This is a genomic window from Rhodococcus sp. (in: high G+C Gram-positive bacteria), assembly GCF_049591685.1.
GTDB lineage: Bacteria > Actinomycetota > Actinomycetes > Mycobacteriales > Mycobacteriaceae > Rhodococcoides.
On record NZ_JBAWFH010000167.1, the window covers coordinates 1 to 6,753 of the forward strand.

At 65.6% G+C, this 6,753-nt stretch carries 5 protein-coding genes and 1 pseudogene; 4 read left to right on the top strand and 2 right to left on the bottom strand.

Annotated elements, in window-relative coordinates:
- From WBQ44_RS07125 to WBQ44_RS07140, 4 genes and pseudogenes are all read left to right on the top strand, one after another.
- A pseudogene (locus tag WBQ44_RS07125) lies at positions 1 to 264 on the top strand (hypothetical protein); the annotation flags it as partial.
- Positions 261 to 1,013: an ESX secretion-associated protein EspG gene (locus WBQ44_RS07130; protein ID WP_495566019.1), complete on the top strand. Its 753-nt coding sequence runs from the start codon at positions 261 to 263 to the stop codon at positions 1,011 to 1,013. The pseudogene WBQ44_RS07125 and the gene WBQ44_RS07130, both read left to right, overlap by 4 nt.
- A gap of 204 nt (positions 1,014 to 1,217) precedes the next feature.
- Positions 1,218 to 1,499 (top strand): LysE family transporter, encoded by a 282-nt coding sequence (locus tag WBQ44_RS07135; RefSeq protein WP_495566020.1) that lies wholly within the window; start codon positions 1,218 to 1,220, stop codon positions 1,497 to 1,499.
- Positions 1,500 to 1,602: 103 nt separating this feature from the next.
- The gene (locus WBQ44_RS07140; protein ID WP_495566021.1) at positions 1,603 to 2,838 is read left to right on the top strand and encodes a TerD family protein; all 1,236 of its coding nucleotides are present in this window, start codon (positions 1,603 to 1,605) and stop codon (positions 2,836 to 2,838) included.
- On the opposite strand, the gene WBQ44_RS07145 is transcribed toward WBQ44_RS07140, so the two are convergent.
- Entirely contained in the window at positions 2,833 to 4,299 is a 1,467-nt protein-coding gene (locus tag WBQ44_RS07145) for a glycosyltransferase family 87 protein (RefSeq protein ID WP_495566022.1), read from the bottom strand. The genes WBQ44_RS07140 and WBQ44_RS07145 overlap by 6 nt on opposite strands.
- Positions 4,300 to 4,423: 124 nt before the next feature.
- Complete coding sequence (locus WBQ44_RS07150) at positions 4,424 to 6,724, bottom strand: transglycosylase domain-containing protein (protein WP_495566023.1); 2,301 nt, start codon at positions 6,722 to 6,724, stop codon at positions 4,424 to 4,426.
- Between the last annotated feature and the right edge of the window lie 29 nt (positions 6,725 to 6,753).

Consider the following 6,753-nt stretch of genomic DNA (forward strand, 5'->3'; position numbering starts at 1 on the left):
GGTCTCGGCGGTGGCTCGGGGGGCAGCAGTTCTGGCGGCAGTGGTTCCGGTGGCAGTGGTTCGGGTGGCGGCGGTGGGCCGGTCGCGGGACGTCCCGGCGGTTCGGGGATGGCGGGCATGGGCGCCATGGCACCGGCAGGAGGCCGCGGCTCCGGTGGTGACGACGATGTACACAAGACACCGGGCTACCTCGTCGACGCGGTCAACGGTGACCGGCTGGTGGGCACCCTTCCTCTCGTCGCACCCCCGGTGCTCGGCGGGTGAACGAGCTCACCTGGCAGTTCGACGGCCTCCCGTTCCGCATGCTGCTCGAACTAGTCGGCCGCGACCGGTTGCCGTTCCCGTTGCAGTACCGGCCGATTGCAGATTCTGCCGCCGACTACCACCGGCAGCGTCACGAGGCGAGCAACAAGGCGCAGCGGGCGCTGGACGACGATTTGCGGTTGGCCGTCGACATCGTGTTGAGGCCACTCGTGCGTATCGAGGTCGTAGGCCACACGAGAACCCAGAACGCAGGGGCGGTCAAACTACGGGCCCACGCAGCCGTCGGGCATGGGTTCGCTGCGGTGTTGACGCAGGCTCCGGGGGCCGACGAATTGTCCGGCGGGCGTGTCACTTTGCGCTTGACGGCCGCATCAGCCGCGGTGAACGCAGTTCTCTCCGTCCTCCCGTCGGCCCAGCGAGGATCGACAGCCCGAATCGACGTCGAGCGGCCCTCCGACGCGGCGCCTGCGTCGCCCCTGATGGCTCGCGTCGAACCCCAGACGAATATTCAGCGGTACGAGAAGCTCTTCGCCCGTTCCCCGTCCGGCGCCGGGGAAATTCTCGTCTGCGCAGGTTCGGCAGCCGACAGCAGGCCGCAGGAAGGAACCACCGGCGTTCAGTGGGTGGAGTTCAGAGGCGACGGCCGGTACATGGTTCGCCACTCGTCGATGATCAGTGTGCTGCCCGTGTCGGCCGAAGAACTTGCTGCCGAAATACGGCGGTGCGTCGACGAATCGATTGCCTACTGATCTCGCGTTCCTACGGATATTCTCGTCGACGATGCCCGTGTCTTCTTCCGCGACCGCCGACAGTAGCGACGCGGCAACATGATTGGAGCCCGTCGACGTGCAATTGTCGGTAGTTCTCGGATTCGCCGGTGTCGCCATGGTCGCCTATCTGATACCGGGTCCGGACTGGCTGATCATGGGTGGCGGCAAGCCATGGTCACCAACTTGACCAATCCCAAGGCCATCATTTTCTTCGCCGCGGTAGCGCCCCAGTTCATCACCTCCGGCCAACCGATTTGGCAACAGATGCTGCTGTTGACCGTCATCGATGTTGCCCTCGGCGTCGTCTGGTGGACGCTGCCGGCTTTCGTCCTGGCCCCGATCGTCATGCGCATCGGCACCGACCGAATCAACGTCGTCGCCTCGGTCGCATTGGCTTCGATGGCCGTCGGACTGTTGATCTACACAGCCGCAGGACTGACCTACACAGCCGCAGGATACTTCTGAGTGGCTTCTCTGCCCGACGGCTGTCAGTACGCGCCAATCGGACAAAACGACCCAGTACATTGGTGAGCGAGCCAAGAATCCGCATTCGACCCGAAGGACATACATGTCTGCTCCCGCCGGCCAACCCTTGGTGAAGGGTCAGAACGGCCCGATCACCGCGAACGACGTGGTCGTGTCCGTGCAGCTCTCTGCGCCTGCCGACCTGTCCGCGCTGCTGGTCGGTGCAAACGGCAAAGTCCGTACCGACGCGGACTTCGTGTTCTTCAACCAGCCGACCGGACCGGGCGTTCGCCTCCTTCCCGGTCAGGCGGGCCAGCCGGGACAGCTGTCCATCTCACTGTCTCAGGTGCCGGCCGACATCGAACAAATCCGCGCCGTCATCACGCTCGACGACTCGTCGAGCAGCTTCGGGCGTTCGACACCCCCGACCGCGTCCGTGGCCGATGCGCAGGGAACCCCGCTGTTTCACTACTCGATCGACGGGCTCAGCTCCGAATCCATCGTCATTGCGGTCGAGATCTACCGCCGGTCGGGAGCCTGGAAGGTCCGCGCGGTCGGCCAGGGATACGCGGGCGGCTTCGCAGCGCTGGTCACCGACCACGGCGTGTCCGTCGACGATGCTCCCGCGGCGCAACCGGCCTCGACACCTCCGCCTGCACCGCCCGCCCCGACACCGCCTGCAGCAACACCCCCACCCGTTGCGCCGCCGGCAGCGCCCGCAGGCCCACCGGAAGTCAACCTCACCAAGGCCCGTCCGGTGAGTCTCACCAAGGGCCAGAAGGTCACGTTGAAGAAGGACGGCGGCGTCGCGCTGACCGTCATCCGAATGGGCCTCGGATGGGACCCGGTGCAAGCACCGAAGAAGACCGGTTTCTTCGGCGGCGGTGGCAAGGGAGGCAACATCGACCTCGACGCGTCGGCCATCATGTTCGCCGGCCGCAACGTCGCCGACGTCGTCTACTACGGGCAGCTCAAGGCCAAGGACGGGTCCATCGTGCACGCCGGTGACAACCTCACGGGCGAAGGCGAGGGCGACGACGAGGTCGTCAAGGTCGATCTGACGCGAGTGCCGCCACAGGTCACGGCCATCGTGTTCACCGTGACGTCGTACCGGGGCCAAACGTTCGAGCAAGTTCAGAATGCGTTCTGCCGCTTGGTCGACGACACCAACAACACCGAATTGGCGCGGTTCACGATGCAGGGCGGTATGCCCTTCACCGGTCTGGTGATGGCCAAGGTGTACCGCGAGGGTGGCAACTGGAAGCTGCAGGCTCTGGGCGACGGCATCAACGCCAAGCACGCAGGCGAGGCAGTTCCGCAGCTCGGGAAGTACCTATAGGCCTAGGTTCTTCGAGGGAGCCGCCTCGCGAGGGGCGGCTTTCCTCGGCCGATGAACGTCGGGGGCCCGGTCCAGCACCCCTCCCTGGGGGTCGTCGACTCCTCTCCCGCGCACCGGATCTTCCCGGGGCCGGTAGATCTGCCGTACGACGAGGGCACATAATCCAAAGACAGCGAGGTCCCGGACAACCACCGCCGCGGTGAACCACTGTTCGGGCACACCCTTGTTGGCAACACCGAGGTAGTAGTACATCCGGGGAAACCACACCAGCGCGTCGATCGTCATCCACGCCAACAGCAGTCGCCGGTGCGGCAGCGCGAGCACGGCGAGTGGAACCAGCCACAGGGAGTACTGCGGGCTCCACACCTTGTTCGTCAGGAGGAACCCGGCGACGACGAGAAATGCCAACTGCACCAACCTCGGTCGGGTGGGCGCGTTCATCGCGATGTACGCGATCGCACAACATACGACAGCGAAGAGCAGCAGCGTCACGGCATTGAGGATGAGCGGCTCGTCACCGGGGTAGAGCACTCCGTCGAATCCGCTCCATCCGGTGAATGAAGAGATCACGTTGTAGATCGAGTCGGGATCGGCGCCGCGAGTGGAGTTGAGCCGAATGAACTCGTACCATCCGCTCGGGTAGAGCACGGCGATCGGGAGATTGACGGCGAGCCAAGCCGCGACGGCGGTGGCCGCGGTAATGCCCCACTCGCGCATCTTGCCTGCACGCCAACACAATACGAGCAACGGACCCAGCAGGAGGAGCGGATACAATTTCGCTGCGCCGCCCAAACCGAGCAGGACGCCGGCCAACGCCGGCTTCTTCCTGCTCCACGCCAAGATTCCGCCGGCCGCGAATGCCGTTGCGAGAGCGTCGAAATTGGTGAAGCCGTGCACGATGACCAACGGCGACGCTGCGACGAGGGCGGCGTCCCAGACTCGTCTACCCGCCGAGATCGCAGTGGCCCACACCGTGATCAACCATGCGACCGCGAGCCCCAGGGCCGCGACGTTGAAGTACACCACCACCGGTAGCGCCTGGGGCAACGACGTGAGCGCGGCCCACGCGTCGGCGACGACCATCGAGCCGTACTGGTACAACCCCGACAGCACCGGGTACTCCATGTACCGAATCTGCGTGGTGCCGTCTGCGGCAACTTCTTCCCAGGACTTCTTGTACGGGAATGCGCCCTCGTCCAAGCGTTCGGCGCCGAACAACGGCACCGTATCCGAATAGCACATCGCCACGTATTGACGGCTACCGCTCCAGTCCAATCCCAATTGGCCGTCCGGACCGTTGGGCGCCTGTTGAATACAGCCGGCCTTCGCGAACCATCCGAAACTCAGGAACACGACTGTGAGCAGCAACAGAACTCGCAGAGGCGTCATGAAGCGTTGTCGCCCGATCAAAGCATGCTTGCCTGCCGGACCACCGATGACGGCCGCCATCTGGGCCGTCATCGGGTCGGACGATGCAGGCAGGTCCCTCGCGTGATCCGAGCGCAGATCCGGCGCAGGCTCGGCCGGACTCGCGATCCGGCGTGCACCGAGGCGTCCGGATCTACTCTCGCTCACCCCGGTAAGGTTACCGGCCCTGGGCGGGTGCGGGTTGCCCCGCCGGATCCGCGGGATCGACCGGTTCGGCGGGCTCCGCCGGTGACGGCGCCGGAGCAGGAGCGAGGCCAGGCAGCGGAATCGTCACTCCCGGAAGGATTTCCACCTGTCGGGGTGTGATCACCACCGGCGGTGAAATCTCGGTCGGGATAGGCAGCGTGATCGGCGGCTGCTCCGTCGTCCTCGGAGGAGCCGCGGTCGTACGCGGAGCTGCGGGGGCCGAGTACTGCGGCACACCCGCCTGACCCGCGATGGGCTCGGGCGTCGGGAATTGCTCGTTCGGTGTCCCTTCCAGAGCGCCGTCGAGCGTGTCCTTCCAGATGTCCGAGGGAAGACCCGAACCATAGATCGATCCGCCGTAGCTGTTCTGCAGCGGCAGGCCCTGTTCGGTACCGACCCACACTGCGGTCGACAACGACGGGGTGTAACCGACCATCCAGGCATCCTTGTTCTCGCCGGTGTCGCCGAGCTGCGCGGTGCCGGTCTTGGCTGCGGACTGGCGTCCCCCGGCAAGGTTGTGACCGTTCGAGTACCCGGCGATCGGACGCATCGCCGCGGTGACGTTGTCGGCGACCGCCGCCGGAACGACCTGCTCGCCCGGCTCGGGTCCGCGGTCGAGAAGGACGGTGCCATCGGCGGTGACGACGCGCTGCACGAAGTGCGGTGCGTGGTAGACGCCCGACGCGGCGAGCGTCGCATACGCCGACGCCATGTCGATCACGCGGGACTGGTATTGGCCCAGGATGATTCCGTTGTTGGGTCCGACGCCGTTCGGCTCGGTCAGAGTCGGTCCGACGCCCGGGATCTCTTCGGCGACACCGAGTCGGTGAGCCATGTCCGCGATGGACTGCGTGCCGTTGTCCATGGACAGCTGTAGGCGGTAGAAGCTCGTGTTGAGCGACCGTTTGAGCGCCTCGGCGATCGTGCACGTTCCGCAGGATTCACCTTCGACGTTGCCGATGGAGATTCCGTTGACCGTGAGGGGGGAGCTGTCGTACATCTGCGACAGCGGGATGCCCTGATCGAGCGCGGCAGCGAGCCCGAACACTTTGAACGACGATCCGGTCTGCAATCCGGACTGAGCGAAATCGAACCCGCGTCCGTCCGCGCCGCCGTAGTAGGACCGCACGGCACCGGTGCGCGGATCGATCGAGACCGACGCCGTTCTGAGGTCCGGCGACTCGCCCTCCATGTTGGAGTTCACGGCCTCGATGGCCGAGGCCTGTGCGGCGGGATCGATGGTGGTGGTGATCTGCAGGCCCTCGGTGTTGAGATCTTGACCGCTGACCCCCGCGTCGGCCAACTCGCGCAGAACCTGGGCCTTGATCAAACCGTTCGGCCCCTCGTCTGCGGCGCCGGTGTCGACCTCCGCGCTCGGAACCCATCGTGGATAGACCATCGCGTCGCGCTGAGCCTGCTCGAGGTTGCCCTGCGAAACCATGCCGTCGAGGACGTAGTTCCAGCGAGATTGCGCACCTTCGATGTTGAACTCCGGATCGAGGCCGGACGGTTGCTGAATGGTGGCGGCGAGAACCGCGCCCTCCTCAACCGACAGCTGGTCGACGGGCTTGCCGAAGTAAGCCGTCGACGCAGCGGCGATGCCGTATGCACCGCGGCCGAAGTAGATGGTGTTGAGGTACGCGGCGAGGATGTCGTCCTTCGACCATTGGCGGGCCATCTTCGACGAGATGACGAGCTCACGCATCTTTCGAGTCAGCGTCCGTTCGGAGCCGACGAGCGCGTTCTTCACGTACTGCTGCGTGATGGTCGAACCGCCGCCTGCACTGTCGCGGCCGAGAACGTTGTCCCGCAGAGCGCGACCGAAGCCGGTGATGGAGAAGCCGGGGTTCGAATAGAAGTCACGGTCCTCGGCGGACATCACCGCGTTGCGGACGTGCAGTGGGATCTGGTCGATCTCCACGTCGGTGCGGTTGCCCTCTTCGGGAACGAAACGCGCGAGCTCGGTATTACCGTCGGACGCCAGAATGGTGGCCACCTGATTGGTCGGGATATCGCCCGGACGGGGGACGTCCTCGACGGTGTACGCGACCATGAAGGCCAGCAACGGGACGATCAAACCCAACGCCACCAGCACATACAGCGTGCGTCGGACGGAGCGCCACCTGGACTTCTTCTGCGTTTTCGCGGCGGGACCTTTCTCGGGCGGCTCGGGCGGTTCGCTGCCCGAAGCGCGTGGCGGGATGTCGGAGGGGGGGCCGGTCGGGGCACTTGTGCCAGGGGGCGGCGCTCCGACGTTCCGTGGATTCGGCAACGGCCTGCCTTGCGCGTCGCGGGGAAACC